The sequence below is a fragment of the Undibacterium sp. SXout7W genome (assembly GCF_049339385.1).
Classification (GTDB): domain Bacteria; phylum Pseudomonadota; class Gammaproteobacteria; order Burkholderiales; family Burkholderiaceae_D; genus Undibacterium.
On record NZ_JBMPPF010000006.1, the window covers coordinates 1 to 15487 of the forward strand.

12 protein-coding genes are annotated in these 15487 nt (G+C 48.8%); 8 read left to right on the forward strand and 4 right to left on the reverse strand.

All coding sequences use genetic code 11. The features are described from left to right. Positions 1–1090: 1090 nt before the first annotated feature. From ACO0LB_RS07550 to fabI, 8 genes are all read left to right on the forward strand, one after another. Complete coding sequence (locus tag ACO0LB_RS07550; RefSeq protein WP_423048088.1) at positions 1091–2863, forward strand: ABC transporter substrate-binding protein; 1773 nt, start codon at positions 1091–1093, stop codon at positions 2861–2863. A 25-nt stretch (positions 2864–2888) separates the two neighbouring features. Next, positions 2889–4751, forward strand: coding sequence for an ABC transporter substrate-binding protein (locus ACO0LB_RS07555; protein ID WP_423048090.1), 1863 nt, complete (start codon positions 2889–2891; stop codon positions 4749–4751). 47 nt (positions 4752–4798) lie between these two features. Further along, complete coding sequence (locus ACO0LB_RS07560; protein ID WP_423048092.1) at positions 4799–5737, forward strand: ABC transporter permease; 939 nt, start codon at positions 4799–4801, stop codon at positions 5735–5737. An 8-nt stretch (positions 5738–5745) separates the two neighbouring features. Then, positions 5746–6873, forward strand: coding sequence for an ABC transporter permease (locus ACO0LB_RS07565; protein ID WP_423048094.1), 1128 nt, complete (start codon positions 5746–5748; stop codon positions 6871–6873). A gap of 8 nt (positions 6874–6881) precedes the next feature. After that, on the forward strand, positions 6882–8612 hold the full coding sequence (locus tag ACO0LB_RS07570; RefSeq protein WP_423048096.1) for an ABC transporter ATP-binding protein: 1731 nt from the start codon (positions 6882–6884) through the stop codon (positions 8610–8612). 133 nt (positions 8613–8745) lie between these two features. Next, entirely contained in the window at positions 8746–10188 is a 1443-nt protein-coding gene (locus tag ACO0LB_RS07575; protein ID WP_423048098.1) for a TldD/PmbA family protein, read from the forward strand. Continuing rightward, a complete protein-coding gene (locus ACO0LB_RS07580) occupies positions 10188–11510 on the forward strand; it encodes a TldD/PmbA family protein (RefSeq protein WP_423048099.1) in 1323 nt (440 codons plus the stop codon). Before ACO0LB_RS07575 ends, ACO0LB_RS07580 begins: the two co-directional genes overlap by 1 nt. 342 nt (positions 11511–11852) lie before the next feature. Next, on the forward strand, positions 11853–12647 hold the full coding sequence (gene fabI / locus ACO0LB_RS07585; protein WP_423048101.1) for an enoyl-ACP reductase FabI: 795 nt from the start codon (positions 11853–11855) through the stop codon (positions 12645–12647). A 1-nt stretch (position 12648) separates the two neighbouring features. Here the strand turns inward: fabI and ACO0LB_RS07590 are convergent, their stop codons facing one another. The 4 genes from ACO0LB_RS07590 to modA are packed head-to-tail and all read right to left on the reverse strand — an operon-like array spanning position 12649 to position 15456. Then, positions 12649–13539 carry an ABC transporter ATP-binding protein gene (locus tag ACO0LB_RS07590; protein WP_423048103.1) on the reverse strand — a complete coding sequence of 297 codons (891 nt, stop codon included), beginning with the start codon at positions 13537–13539 and terminating at the stop codon, positions 12649–12651. Beyond that, positions 13536–14225, reverse strand: coding sequence for a molybdate ABC transporter permease subunit (gene modB / locus ACO0LB_RS07595; protein ID WP_423048105.1), 690 nt, complete (start codon positions 14223–14225; stop codon positions 13536–13538). Before modB ends, ACO0LB_RS07590 begins: the two co-directional genes overlap by 4 nt. Next, positions 14222–14707, reverse strand: a complete 486-nt coding sequence (locus tag ACO0LB_RS07600) for a TOBE domain-containing protein (RefSeq protein WP_423048107.1) — start codon at positions 14705–14707, stop codon at positions 14222–14224. The genes modB and ACO0LB_RS07600 overlap by 4 nt, the downstream gene beginning before the upstream one ends. Beyond that, entirely contained in the window at positions 14704–15456 is a 753-nt protein-coding gene (gene modA, locus ACO0LB_RS07605) for a molybdate ABC transporter substrate-binding protein (RefSeq protein ID WP_423048109.1), read from the reverse strand. The genes ACO0LB_RS07600 and modA overlap by 4 nt, the downstream gene beginning before the upstream one ends. Between the last annotated feature and the right edge of the window lie 31 nt (positions 15457–15487).

Consider the following 15487-nt stretch of genomic DNA (forward strand, 5'->3'; position numbering starts at 1 on the left):
GACGATCTTGTGTCCCAGCCCGTTGATGAGGGCGTACACGAGGGCGACGTGAAATAATATGACCAGCCCTATCCCTGCCAGTTTCTTGCCCGGCTCTTGCTGGCGTTCTGAAAAATCCATTCCTGCTCCTCCAATACCACAAGGTTTCACTGTCTGACCGAAGTCAAACCCAATCAAACAAAAAAATGATTATAGATGCTGCCACTCAAGAAAAAGTCATGCCAGCATAAAACCACTTATAAATTCACAAGTACCGGGTTGGTCAAAATATAAATCGTATCCAGATCGAAAAATACTTTATTTAATTTGCCCGATTACTTTCATTCAGATGCACTACCCTGCTTTACTACTCAATTCAATCCGCACTTCAATTTGAATTTTGCTGCAACTACCTGACATCCGAACGCGAAAAACGTTTTCATTTTTATCATTCCGTCGGCAGTACTTCATCAATCAAAAAAAACTTACATTTCAAATTTTTTGAAAACGCAAACATCGTGACATGTTTTTCGTCAATTCGCACAAAAAACATGTAAATAGATTGATATTTCTAAACGACAAAATGAAAATTTATTCGTCAAAAATTTTCCGAAGGCGCATAAAACCATTTCTCGATATCGCCTGTCAATAGCTGTTATTTTCTATTTCACAAAAATACAACAAGCGATATTTCTCATTCAGAAGATCAGAAAAGGAAATGCTCTTTTTTGTGTCATGCTGCAAAAAACGGTGCATGCATATTGAGTTCTGACCGAGCCCACCTTTAAATTTGCCAGCATCGGCATCGCTCAGAATAAAATTCCTTTTTGTCGTGAATACAGCACTAAAACCACAAAATATTCCGCACCATGTTTTTACAGAAATAATGCAAAGCAACAAAAATTTATCTATATCAAATATATTTTTTATTTCTTCTTAAGATCAAAAAATATTGATGCACAATGTTGGTGCAATATTTTTGATAAAAAATTTTCTTTTCCTCTTCTCTTTTTTCTGACTTACGCTATGGTTACGACTTTTTGTCGCTGCGTTCAGGGCGCAATTTATCGTGTCAGCCAGACACAAGCAAGGTATAAAAATGCTTAAGCATATGAAAATTTGTATCATGGGTATGTCAGTGGTACTTGGTAACATGGCAAACCTCGGTACGGTTGCGGCAAATCCGGCAGACAATCGCAAAATTGTAAGACAAGCATTTGAGGCTGCAGATGATGGTTTTGATATGGCAAAAACTCAGAACTTTTATTCTGGATGGGTCAGCGAAGCTATTTTCGAACCTTTACTCAGTTACGATTATCTGGCACGTCCTGCCAAATTGATTCCTCTGGCGGCAGAGGCCATGCCGACAGTCAACGACAACGGCAAAGTGTTTATATTCAAAATCAGACCTGGTATTTACTTTGCCCCTGATCCGGCTTTTCAACACAAAAAACGTGAGTTAACGGCAGAAGATTATGTGTACACGTTCAAGCGTGTACTGGATCCTGTGAACCGTTCACCGAACGCCAGTTTTATCGAAGGGAAAATTGTTGGACTGGACGAACTCACCACGGCAGCAAAAAAATCAGGCAAATATGATTACAGCAAATCCGTGCCAGGATTACAGGCTATCGATAAATACACCTTAAGAATTGAGCTGAAGGAAACCGACTACAACTTTTTGTATATTGTTGCCTATGGCGCATTTGGCGCTGTCGCTAAAGAGGTCATTGATACCTATGGCGAACAATCTGGCTTGCACCCTGTGGGAACTGGCCCTTACATGATAGAAAAATACCTGCCACGCAGTAAGATTATGCTGACCGCTAATCCTGAATATCGTGGTTATATCTGGAATTTCACGCCTACTGACTCAGCAAGAGACAAGCAGATAGTTAAAGAAATGCAAGGCAAGCACATGCCGCAAGTGGGCAGAGTTGAGATCAGTATTATCGATGAAGAGCAGTCGCGCTGGCTGGCGTTTCAGGACAACCAACTCGACATAGACAAAATGCCACAAATTGCGGCACCCAGCGTACTGGACGGCGACAAACTCAAGCCTGCATTTACACAGGCAGGAATAGGCATGGACAGAGTGGTGGATGCCGGCATTACCTATACGATATTCAATCTGCGTGACCCGGTTGTTGGTGGATACACGAAAGAAAAAATCGCACTCCGCAGAGCTATTACGATGGCATACAACAATGCTGACGAAATTGCCCAGGTTCGGCTGGGTCAGGGACTGAAGCAAGAATCTGTTATTCCTCCGGGAATTGTCGGACATAATCCTGAGTGCCGTAGCAGTATTGGTTACGATATTCCTCTCGCCAATAAATTGCTTGACCACTTCGGATATAAGCGTGGTGCGGATGGCTACAGAACCATGCCTGACGGAAGCCCACTTGTATTAAAAAAGACTGTAGAAGCATCGGCAACCTATAAAGTGATGTCAGAGATATGGAAGCGCGGATTGGATCAACTCGGCATACGTATTGAATTTCCGGTCAGTAATTTTGCAGATAATCTGAAAGCGGCTTCTGCCTGCAAGCTCTCCATGTGGGGAGGCGCATGGAATGCCGATTTCCCTGATGGAGAAAATTTCTTACAGTTATTACACGGATCCAAAGCCGGTCGTGGCAATCATGCCTGCTATGAATCTGCCGCTTACGATGCGCTTTACAACAAAGCGATTACGCTGCCATTAGGTCAAGAACGTAACCGCTTATATGCTCAGATGAACCGCCAGATGGAGGCAGATACGCCATGGGCGCTGCATTCCACCAGAATCCGCAGCTGGCTGTATCGTCCATGGATTAAAGGCTATAAAAAACACCCGATTATGCATTCTGATTGGGCTTTCATTGATGTCGAAAAGCACTGAACTCAGAGCGCAGGAGAAACCAAACATGCTATTTACCTCCCCCGATAAGGGACTCACTACTTCCGTCTGGCATTCGTATTTACATCGACATTTACGTCAATTCAGTCTTTGCACTTGCCTGCTGACAGGCCTGTTGGCGAGCGTCGGCGTCAATGCGGCACTACCAGAAAAGGATTTTGCTGATCCGGCGAAAGTATTGCGTACCATATTCCCTGTTGCCGAGACAGGATTTGATCCCGCGGCAACCCGCGACTTGTACTCAAACTCCGTGGTGGAAGTGATTTTTGAGCGTTTGTTCAGTTACGATTATCTGGCAAGTCCCGCAAAAATCGTCCCGGAGACTGCCGATGGAATGCCTGATATTTCGGCGGATGGAAAGACCTATACGATCAAACTGAAAAAGGGAATTTATTTCACCGATGATCCTGCATTCAATGGTAAAAAACGTGAACTGACAGTAAACGATTATGTGTATTCGTTTAAACGCTTAATGGATCCCAAGCTGGCATCAAGCCATGTCTGGTTACTGGAAGATAAAATCGTCGGACTGGATCAACTCGCTGCACAAGCAAAAAAGACTGGCAAGTTTGATTACAGCGCCAACATTCCCGGTTTTGAGATCATCGATAAATACACACTGCGTATTCATCTGACCAGACCTGATTTTAATTTACCCATGATCATGGCTTATGCCGCGATGTCTGCCGTCGCGCGTGAAGTGGTGGAAAAATATCAGGATGGGCAAGGACAAATCATGGGCAATCCTGTGGGGACCGGTCCGTTCAAGTTGGCGGAATGGGTGCGTGGCTCAAAAATTGTCCTCGATGCCAATCGTGATTACCGCCCGGTCACCTGGGATTTTCAGGCTAGCAATGATGTTGAGGATCAAAAAATCATCACAGCGATGAAGGGCAAACGCATGCCCCAAATTGGTCGTGTGGTGGTGAATGTGATTCTGGAAGACCAGTCACGCCTACTGGCCTTCCAGAAGGATGAATCGGATCTGTTTCAGCTCTACGGCGGACTGGCACCGCAAGTGCTCAGGGACGGAAAACTGAAACCCGAACTGCAGAAAAAAGGGATACAGATGTCACGGATTATTGATCCGGAACTGACGATCTATTACTGGAACATGCAAGACCCTGTATTTGGTGGACTCAGCAAAGAAAAAACTGCCCTGCGGCGCGCTATTGCGATGGCTCACAATGTGAATGATGAAATCCGGATTGTCGATAATGGTGAAGCGGTCGCTTTGGAATATCCTATCCCTGCGGGAGTCGTTGGCAATGATCCCAATTACAAAAGCAGCATTCGGTATAACCCTGCGGCGGCTAACGCCTTGCTGGACAAGTTCGGTTATAAAAAAGCGAAAGATGGCTATCGCTCTTCGCCGGATGGAAAGCCGCTGGAGATCACATTCACAACCCAAACCGATTCACGTGGTCATCTGCAAGCGGAAGTATGGAAAAAAACCTATGACAGCGTTGGCATCAGGATGAAAGCGGATTTCCGTCCGTTTGCCGAAATTCTGAAAGCAGAAAAACAGTGCCAACTGACGCAAAGAATTTCACCGTGGATGGCAGATTATCCAGATGGGGATAATTTTATGCAGTTGTTTTATGGAAAAAATATTCATATGAATAACAACGGCTGCGTCGCTATTCCTGAATACGACAAGCTGTATGAACAATCTCAAAAACTGCCTGCCGGCCCTGAGCGCGATTTGCTTTATCACAAAATGACGCGACTCATGGAAGTCTATTCTGCACAGCGTGTCGGGTATGCGCGCTATCGCAATATGTTGTCACAGCCGCGCGTCATTGGTTATAAAAAGCATCCGATCATGCACGTCGAGTGGATGTTCATCGATATTGATAAAAACAAATAAATGCCTCTCTCTCCATGCTCCTTTGTTAAGGGAACAGAAAGTTCATTATGACCGCCTATATCTTACGCCGCCTGTGGCAGATGGCTCCCACCATGCTGGGAGTCATTTTGCTGGTATTTTTTCTGTTTAACTGGGTGGGGGGCGATCCTGCTTATATCCTCGCCGGAAAAATGTCGAATGCAGAACAGATCGCCAACATTCGCAAACAGCTTGGCATTGATCAGCCGTATTACGTCCAGCTTTGGATTTTCATCAAACAAATCGTCAGCTTCGATTTTGGTAATAGCTGGAGCACGGGTGAAGCAGTCTCATCGATCATCGGTAACCGCCTTGGACCTTCCATGACGGTACTGGTGCCATTAACGATCATCGAGACACTGGTAGCGATCGGACTGGCGCTGGCAATCGCTTTTCGCCGTGGCTCTTTTACCGATCGCGCAGTTATGATCGCCTGTACTGTCGGTATGTCGGTCAGTATTCTGGTCTACATCATTGTCGGACAATATTTTTTCGCCTACAAACTCAGTCTGTTTCCGGTGCAGGGCTGGGGTAATCACTTTACGGAAAATTTATTCAAATACTCCGCTCTTCCGATTCTGATTGCGCTGGCAGTTGGTGTTGCTCCCAATCTGCGGCTGTTCAGGACATTTATATTGGATGAAGTCAACCAGGATTATGTGCGCACAGCCCGTGCCAAAGGGGTATCGGAGCGACGGATCAAGTGGGTACATGTCCTGCGCAATGCGTCCATTCCCATCATCACACATGTGATGTCGAATCTGCCGGCACTTCTGATCGGTGCCTTTTTAATTGAACGCTTTTTTTCCATTCCCGGTATTGGCCGTGAAGTCATTCTGGCGGTGGAGCGTAGTGATTTTCCGGTCATCAAGGCCATCACGGTGTATGTTGCTGCGGCCACCATGCTGTTTAACTTATTAACCGATTTGCTGTATCAGGCGGTTGATCCACGCGTACAGTTGAAATAAGGATGCACATGACAACTACCACATCACCATCAGTGTCAATGTCAGTATCACCGGGTTTATGGGCATTGGCATGGCGACGTCTGCGCGCCGACAAAGTCGCCATGCTGGCGTTATCCATCGTCAGTTTATTTCTGATCACGTTACTGCTGTCATCCTCTGGAATCATCGCAGCCGACTGGGAGCAGGAAACCGGTATCAGCTATGCGCCACCGGGGTTTACAGGCGCAGATCCGGCCACCCAGATCAAAGCAGAAACCACTGAAACATTACCTGAAAATCCACTTGATCCACTCGCTGATGTCATCCGCGAGTTGCGTCAGCAAATACATCAGGGCAATCAGGATAATACGAATGCCGTGCTAAATGATTACGGCATTGCCGATCCACTGGCAAAAGAAATGGCGGATATCCAGGCCGAGCTGGCAAAATCCGGCAAAGCAGTCGTCGCTGAGCGTCGCAGCACCTTGCCCTTTGGTGCTGACAAATGGGGGCACGACATTATCAAAAAAACGGTCAAGGGCGCGGAAACGTCTATTTTGGTTGGATTAATCGCCGCTTTTCTGGCGACCTTGCTGGGCACAATCTTTGGTGCCCTCGCCGGTTATTTTGGCAATCGTGTCGATGATTTTTTCAATTGGTTTTACAGTATCTTCACCTCCATCCCCTACCTGCTTCTGATCTTGTCTGTGGCAGCGGTACTTCAGCAAAAAGGGATCACCACGATTATTCTGATTCTGGCATTTACCGGCTGGACAGGTCCATTCCGCCTGATCCGTGCCGAATACATGAAGCATAAGGCACGGGAATATGTCTGGGCTGCAGATGCGATCGGCGCCTCACATTTCCGTAAAATGTTCATTCATATTTTCCCGAATATCAGCCATGTCGCTCTGGTGCAAGTATCCATATTGGTGGTGGGTTTCATCAAATCAGAAGTCATCCTCAGCTTTCTTGGCTTTGGCGTTCCCGTCGGTGTGGTGTCCTGGGGCAGCATGCTCAATGAAGCGCAAAATGAGCTGATTCTTGGTAAGTGGTGGCAACTGGTGGCAGCGACTGGCGCCATGGCTGTGCTGGTCACGGCATTCTCCCTGTTTACCGACGCCCTGCGCGACGCGCTTGACCCTAAATTGAAATAAGGACGACCATGAGCCAAGATACATCTTCCCGTCCCTTCGCAGAACGTCCGATCACTGACCGCCCGTTGTTGAGCGTTCAGAATCTGCGCGTGTCGTTCCGCATCAATAAAAAAGAAAGTGTCGAAACGGTCAAAGGCATTTCCTTCGATATTCCCTACAACTCCACGGTCGCACTGGTCGGTGAATCCGGCAGTGGAAAGTCAGTGAGCTCGCTGGCGGTGATGGGTTTACTGCCGCCAGATACCTCCAGCATTGCCAGCGATAGTCATATTGTTTTTGAAGGCCGCAGTTTGCTGGAACTCAGTCTCGACGAACGTCGCAAACTATGTGGCAAAGATATTTCGATGATTTTTCAGGAGCCGATGACGTCGCTCAATCCGGTCTTTACGGTGGGTTTTCAGATCGCCGAGGTATTGCGTCTGCATATGGGAATGAACGCAAAACAAGCGCGCCAGAGAGCGATCGCCTTGCTGGAGGAAGTGGGCATTCCCGATCCGCACACCAAGATCGATGCCTACCCCAGCCAGATGTCGGGGGGACAGCAACAGCGCGTGATGATTGCAATGGCAATCGCTTGCGAGCCCAAATTGCTGATCGCTGATGAGCCAACGACAGCACTGGATGTGACGATACAAAAACAGATCATTGACCTGATCGACGCGCTGCGGATCAAACATAAAATGTCGGTGCTGTTCATTACCCATGATCTGGCATTGGTCGGCGAAATTGCCGATCAGGTGATTGTGATGCGCCACGGCGAAATTCGTGAAGCGGGCGATGTCAGACAAATTTTTCACGCAGCAAAAGATACCTACACACAAGCCTTGTTACATTGCAGACCCACGTTGGACACCCGCCCGTGGCGCCTGCCGGTGATTGCCGATTTCATGAACAATCAGGACGTGCTGAAAGAACAGAAAGAGCGTCCGCGTGGCCTTCATGGTGATGAAGACATCGTGTTGGATGTGAAAAATCTCGGTAAAAGTTTTTACAGCAGAGAAGGTTTTTTCGGCAAAAAAGAATTCAAAGCCGTCGAAGGTGTTTCGTTCAAACTGGCGCGTGGTAAAACACTGGGCGTTGTCGGTGAATCCGGCTCTGGCAAGACAACCGTTGGTCTGACGCTGATGCGACTGCATCAGGCAACCAGCGGTCAGGCTATCTTTGATGGCAAGGATATTTTGTCGATGTCGAACAAGGACTTTCTGCCGTATAAACGACGGATACAGATTATTTTTCAGAATCCCTATGCGTCACTGAATCCACGTTTCACCATTGGTCAGATATTGATGGAACCGATGCAAATTCACCGTATCGGCAACAATGACAGCGAGCGTGCTGCGATGGCGTATCAATTACTCGATAAGGTGGGATTACCTGCAGTGGCATTCCACCGGTATCCGCATGAGTTTTCCGGCGGCCAACGCCAGCGGATCGCGATTGCCCGCTGCCTGACCATGAAGCCGGAAGTATTGGTCTGCGATGAATCGGTGTCGGCACTCGATGTATCGGTGCAGGCGCAGGTACTGAATCTGCTGCAGGATTTGCAGGAAGAATTCGGCTTGTCGTATATCTTTATTTCGCATGATCTGGCGGTGGTGAAATATATTGCAGATCAGGTCATGGTCATGAACAAGGGCAAGGTTGTCGAACTGGCGAATTCGGACGAGTTATATCGACACCCGACGCAGGCGTACACCAAAACCTTGCTCGGTGCCATTCCGCGCGGTCTGTCGCATTGAGGTAAAGAAGCACTAAAACCCATAAAAATGGGGAGTATCCTTTAAAAATGCGCTGATGTCGTTGAATTATAAGGCGTATAAAATGATACTCCACCCAGTATTTATTGAATCAAATGACTGAAAGTGACGGTTCATGGAAGCAGGCTTACATGAAATAAAGAAAAATTTTCTCGACTTAATGCCCGCAGTGGATTTTTGCTCGCTGCGTCTGGTCGATGAACATCAGGAAGAATTACACGTCCGGCAACATTTGTTGCAGCCGCTGCATTATCACCGCAGCCGTGGCGCGATGCTGACCGTCATACATCAGGGTGGCTATGGTTATGCTGCCACGCCCGATCTCTCTCGTCGTGGCCTGCAGGCAGCGCTGGATCAGGCGGCGCATTGGGCGCGTGTCAGCGCAGAACATAGCGTGACTGATTTCAGCGCACTCCCTCAATCAAGTGCCAAAGGACGACATCATGGCCCGGGTGCGAGCGGCTGGGCTCGTAAAGACCTTATTGAGGTGTTGATGCAGGAGTCGCACGGCTGCCAGATCGATGCCAGAATCGTTGACTGGAGCGCATCCATTCAACGCATACACACTGAACAGTATTTCATCAGTAGCGCTGGCGCCGATATCGGGCAAACCTTTGATTATCTGATTCCCAATGTATCTGTGACCGCCAATCAGGGAAACGAAACGCAAACCCGTAGTCTGGGTGGGCAATACAATGGTTTTTGCCATCAGGGCGGACTGGAAGTACTGGCCAACGCCGGATTTTACGGTGCCGGAAAACGCATTGCGACCGAAGCATTAGCCTTGCTGGAAGCGCCCAACTGCCCTAATGGACGCATGGATTTATTGCTGATGCCAGAACAGATGATGTTGCAGATACACGAATCCATTGGTCATCCTTTAGAACTTGATCGTATTCTTGGTGATGAACGCAATTTTGCCGGAACCAGTTTTGTCACGGCGGAGATGTTCGGTCATTTCCGCTATGGTTCACCGCTGTTGAATGTGACGCATGATCCAGGCCGGGCTGAACAGTTTGCCAGTTATCAATGGGATGACGATGCCCACACTGCCAGCAAAACCTGGCTGATTCGCGATGGCATTCTGGAACGTCCGCTGGGTAGCGCGCTATCGCAAGCACGGGCGGGCATGAATGGCGTTGCCAATTCACGTTCCAGCGGGTGGAACAGACCGCCCATAGACCGCATGGCCAATCTGAATATCGAGCCTGGTAATTCCAGTCTCGACGACATGATCGCAGCGATCGACTATGGCGTACTGATGAATACCAACGTGTCGTGGTCGATTGATGATTCACGCAACAAATTTCAGTTTGGCTGTGAATATGGCCAACTGATCAAAAACGGGCAATTGTGCGGCCTGGTCAAAAACCCGAATTACCGCGGTATTTCTGAGAGTTTCTGGCGTTCGCTGAAAATGGTGGGCGACGCATCGACCTACGCAGTCATGGGAACGCCCTTTTGCGGCAAAGGAGAACCTTCGCAGGTGATACGCGTCGGACACGCCTCCCCTGCCTGCCTGTTCAGTCAGGTTGAGGTATTTGGAGGAGATGCCTGATGCAAACCTATTTCAATACACTGGCGCAGTACATATCCGACCTGCTACAGCCAGAAGAAACCAGTACCTGCTGGCTGTCGGCAGAAGACAGTCATTTTGTCCGCTTCAACCGCAGCCGCATCCGCCAGCCCGGTCATGTCCGTCAATCCACACTGAGTCTGCAGCTGATACGGGGGCATACTCACGCCAGATTCAGCATGAGCCTGAGCGGGCAACTGGAACAGGATCAGAGTTTGATCAACGATGCGCTACTATATCTGCGTGAGCAATTCAGCGATTTGCCAGAAGATCCGCATTTGATGTTGCCAGCCAGAGAAGAAAACAGCTACACCATATTAACCGCCAACCTGCCCTCACCGGATGTCATGGTGCAGGATATTCTTGAGGCAGCACAAGATGTTGATATGGTCGGATTTCTGATGACGGGCGCCCAATACCGCGGTTTCGCCAGCTCAAACGGTCAAAGAAACTGGTATGAAACCAATAACGTCAATTTCGACTGGAGTTTATTTCACTCTGGCGATAAAGCGGTCAAAGCGAACTATGCCGGTGTTGAATGGGACAGCGCACGCTTCCGGCAACAATTTCAACAGGCAATCCATCAACTGGCCATATTGGCACGTCCACCGATCAGTATTCCACCGGGAAACTATCGTGCCTACCTGACGCCGACCGCATTGAATGAGCTGATCATGATGCTGAACTGGGGTGGACTGTCAGAGAAAGCGCTGCGCACCAGCCATAGCTCGCTCAGAAAACTCCGTCATGGCGATATCAGCCTGCATCCGGCTGTCCATCTGACCGAGGACAGCAGTAGCGGTCTGACTCCGGCGTTTCAGGAACAGGGATTGATCAAACCGGGACAAATTCCGCTGATTGCCGCAGGTAAACTGGTCGGCAGTATGGTTTCCCCGCGGAGCGCCCGGGAGTATGGCATTCCCAGCAATGGTGCCTCCGACGATGAATCCGCCAACGCCATACGCATGCAGGCTGGCAATCTGCCAATGCAACAGGCATTAAAGGAACTGGGCACCGGTGTCTACATCAGCAATCTCTGGTATTTGAATTTTTCCGACCGTGCCAATTGCCGTATCACTGGCATGACGCGCTTTGCCAGCTTCTGGGTAGAAAACGGCGAGATACAAGCACCACTGAATGTCATGCGTTTTGACGACTCTTTATTCAAAATACTGGGTGATCATCTGTTGGCGCTGACGGCTGAAACCGAGATCATCATGGATGACCGCTCCTATGGCGAACGCCATACCGGCGGCGCCATCTTACCCGGTGCGCTGTTGAAAGAACTCCGTTTTGTGCTTTAAAAACCGGGCAGTATTGAGGTCTTAAATATTGAACAACAATACAAGACTGAAGTTAATATTTGCCCGTTTCCCTTAGAGCATCTACAATTCCGACCTGTTAAGGGAAACGCTGCGGTATGCAGCACAAAAAACCAAGACGAATTACGAAGACGAATACGAGAATGAATTAGGTGTTTCTGACATCGTATTTCCACACTGCCGATCAGGCCAGCGACGCTGCCGCAACCGGTCTCTGGAAATGCCGATGAATGAAACTCCCATTACCCTTATCGCTGCTTGTGTCACAACACGCTGGACTTTCAGGTTCATTGTGCGCAGACAGCGATGACATCTGGAGTCAATATGGCATTTCTGCAAGGCAAAAAAATTCTGATCACTGGTTTGTTATCGAACCGTTCCATTGCTTATGGCATCGCCCAAGCTTGCAAACGCGAAGGTGCTGAACTGGCATTTACGTATGTCGGTGAGCGCTTTAAAGACCGGATTACCGAATTCGCCAAAGAATTTGACAGTGAACTGATTTTTGATTGCGACGTCAGCAGCGATGAGCAGATTGATGCCGTATTTGCTGATCTGGCAAAAAGCTGGGATCAACTGGACGGGCTGGTGCACGCCATCGGTTTCGCACCACGCGAAGCAATTGCCGGAGAATTTCTGGATGGATTCTCGCGCGAAGCATTCCGCATTGCACATGACATTTCCGCTTACAGCTTTCCTGCATTAGCCAAGGCAGCGTTGCCAATGCTGCGCCAGGATTCAGCCTTGCTGACATTGTCCTACCTCGGTGCCATTCGTGCGATTCCGCATTACAACACCATGGGCATGGCAAAAGCATCGCTGGAAGCATCCGTGCGCTATCTGGCTGAAAACCTGGGCAAACAAGGCATCCGTGTCAACGGCATTTCTGCAGGCCCAATCAAAACGCTGGCAGCCAGCGGCATTAAGGATTTTGGCAAGTTACTCGGTTTTGTGGCCGAACACGCGCCGCTGCGCCGTAATGTGACGATTGAAGATGTCGGCAATACTGCCGCTTTCCTGCTGTCCCCATTGTCGAACGGCATTACTGGTGAAATCACCTATGTCGATGGCGGTTTCTCTCATGTCATGGGTCTGAACGCAGATTCTTACAACCACTGATCTACCCATTTGGTTGTTTGAAAATCAAAGGGCTGAATGCCTTGGCTGACATCGTAATTCTGTCACCGACATTCAGTCCTGTTACTTCAGAGGCAGACGCAATGATGTCGACAATCTCCTGCCCGACCAGCAGCGACAGCACGTACACCACTTCTTCCTGACGTATCGCCAGCACCTGTGCCTGTAAATTCAGTTTGCCCTGCACCTGTTGATGTAAAAAAATCTCTGCCGGCGTCCCTTGCCGCGCGATGCGACCAGCCTCCAGACAATAGACTTGCTGGGCAAGTTTGAACACCTCACCGACATCATGACTGACCAGTATGGTCGTCAAACCAAACTGTCGATGCAGGGATAACAACTCATCCTGTAACTGATGACGTAAGCCTTCATCCAGCGCAGATAATGGCTCATCGAGCAGCAATATCCGGGACTCCGTCAACATCACCCTCGCCAGTGCACGCGCCAGCGCGACTCGCTGCTTTTGTCCTCCGGATAAACTCCCCGGCAAGCGCTGACTTAACGCCGACAAACCCGTGATCTCCAGCAAATGTGCCAATTGACGCGTATCCGTCTTGTTGAGCGCATAGGCGATGTTGTCGGCCACACTCAGATTCGGAAACAAGGCGTAATCCTGAAACACCATACCTACTGAGCGTGCCTGTGGTGGTTTGAACATCCGGGTATTAGCATCAAACCAGACCTGATCATTGACAATGATATGCCCGCCATCTGGACGAGACAGGCCAGCAAGCATCCTCAGCAACGTGGTTTTTCCTGTCCCGGAAGAACCAAGCAGACTGACCATGGCACCTTGTGCTATCTGCATCTGTATGTTCAACGCCAATGTTGCTGTACCTGTCTGCAGCTGTTTTTGTATGTCGATCGCTATCATCTGGCAAATACCATCTGGTTACGGCGACGGTTAATGATGTAGACAGATAACAAAATCACGAAACTGACGATGAATAATATCGCGGCATATACATGAGCCGCCTGATAATGCAGGCTTTCTACTTCGTCATAGATCGCAATTGAAGCAACGCGGGTGACGCCCGGGATGTTTCCGCCTATCATCAGCACAACACCAAATTCCCCTACTGTGTGCGCAAAACTCAATACAATGCCAGTCAGCAATGCAGGTCTGATATTGGGTAGTAAAATATGGAACAGCGAGAACACATCCGATTTCCCCAGGGTGCGTGATGCCTCTAGCAGAGATGCCGGTAAATTCTGCAAACCCGATTGCACCGGCTGCACCATAAACGGCAAACTGAAGATAACAGACCCCAGCACCAATCCGGGAAAGCTGAACACCAGCTTCAGATGAAAATACTGTTCCAGCCATTGACCAAAAGCATGTTGCGGACTCAAAGCGAGTAACAAATAAAAGCCGAGTACCGACGGGGGCAATACCAGCGGCATGCTGACCAGCGTTTCCCATACAGGTTTGAAGCGACTTTGCGAATAGGCAAGCCACGATGCCAGCGGAATGCCAATCAGCATCAGCAACACGCTGGTCAGTGCAGCCAGACGAAAGGTCAGCCACAAAGGTTGCCAGTCAATTTCCATCCAGTTCATATAGCAATCATCCCGGCTACGTCAGGGCGTGGCAACACACTCATTTCGTTTGATTTGACCAGCGCCTCGACCTTATCTCCCACCGTCAGCAAGAGTTTTTTTGCAGAACGGGTGGTAATCACAGAGCTGACCTGGACAAGCGCATTATCAGCCTTGGCTACACCTTCCGTCTGTACGGGGCAAGAGCCGTCTGCCGCCGCAAGTAACAAATGAACCCGCGTTAACACCTGCCCCATTTCGATACTTACAATGTAACCAGGCAAGCGGTTGCGCAAACTAATGTCTCCGCTCAGATTTTTAGCCAATGCCACTTCTGTTTCTTTAAACAACAACACGACAGGCTGGCCTATGGTCCATGCTGCCAGTTGTTGCGGGTTACCAAGCAGCGTCGCCGTTAATTGCACATGCCCTGCCGCCACATCCATAATCGCAACGCTGCCATGCGCCTCTACACCTGTGACTTCACCAGCAATTTGATTCATGGCAGTAAATAACCATAGCGCTCTAATATTGCGCGTGCTTTGACAGAATAGACAAAATCATAAAATTGCTGTGCGATCTGCGGATGCTGTTCTTTACCGTATTTCAGTATGACCGCTCCCTGAGCAATCGGTTGATAGGCTGACCTGGGCACGTCAATCCATTTTCCCTGCGACTTCATTTCTGGCGACAACACCACCGATTTAGCAGTAAAGCCGATATCAGCAACACCAGAATGAATGTACTGATTAGTTTGCGCAATACTTTCACCAAATACCAATTTAGGTTGCAAACTCTGGTCGAGCTTAAAGTACTGCAAAGCGCGCATTGTCTCCCGACCATATGGCGCTGTTTTAGGATTGGCCACCGCTATTTTGCTGACGTTGGAACCACTCAGGACAGCCTGCCACTGAGTTAAATCCTTTTCTTTCATTGACCATAACACCAACGCACCATAGGCATAAACGCGTGGTTCGGTCGCTGTCAGTCCGTCTTTATGCAACTTCTCAGGAAACTCCATATCCGCTGACAAAAACACGTCGTATGGCGCACCGTTACTGATCTGCGCCACAAATTTACCTGAGGAATTAAAACTAGCCTGCACATCGTGTCCTGTTTCCTGCTTGAAAGCGGTTTTCAGGTCATCAAATGCATACTGTACGTTCGCCGCGACGGCAACAGCAATCGTCCCTGCGCTTGCCAACAGGGGACAAACAGTCAACAATACGGCTGCAGCAAATTTCGTGTTCAACGGTAACCACCTTGTCATGAGTTATTAACAT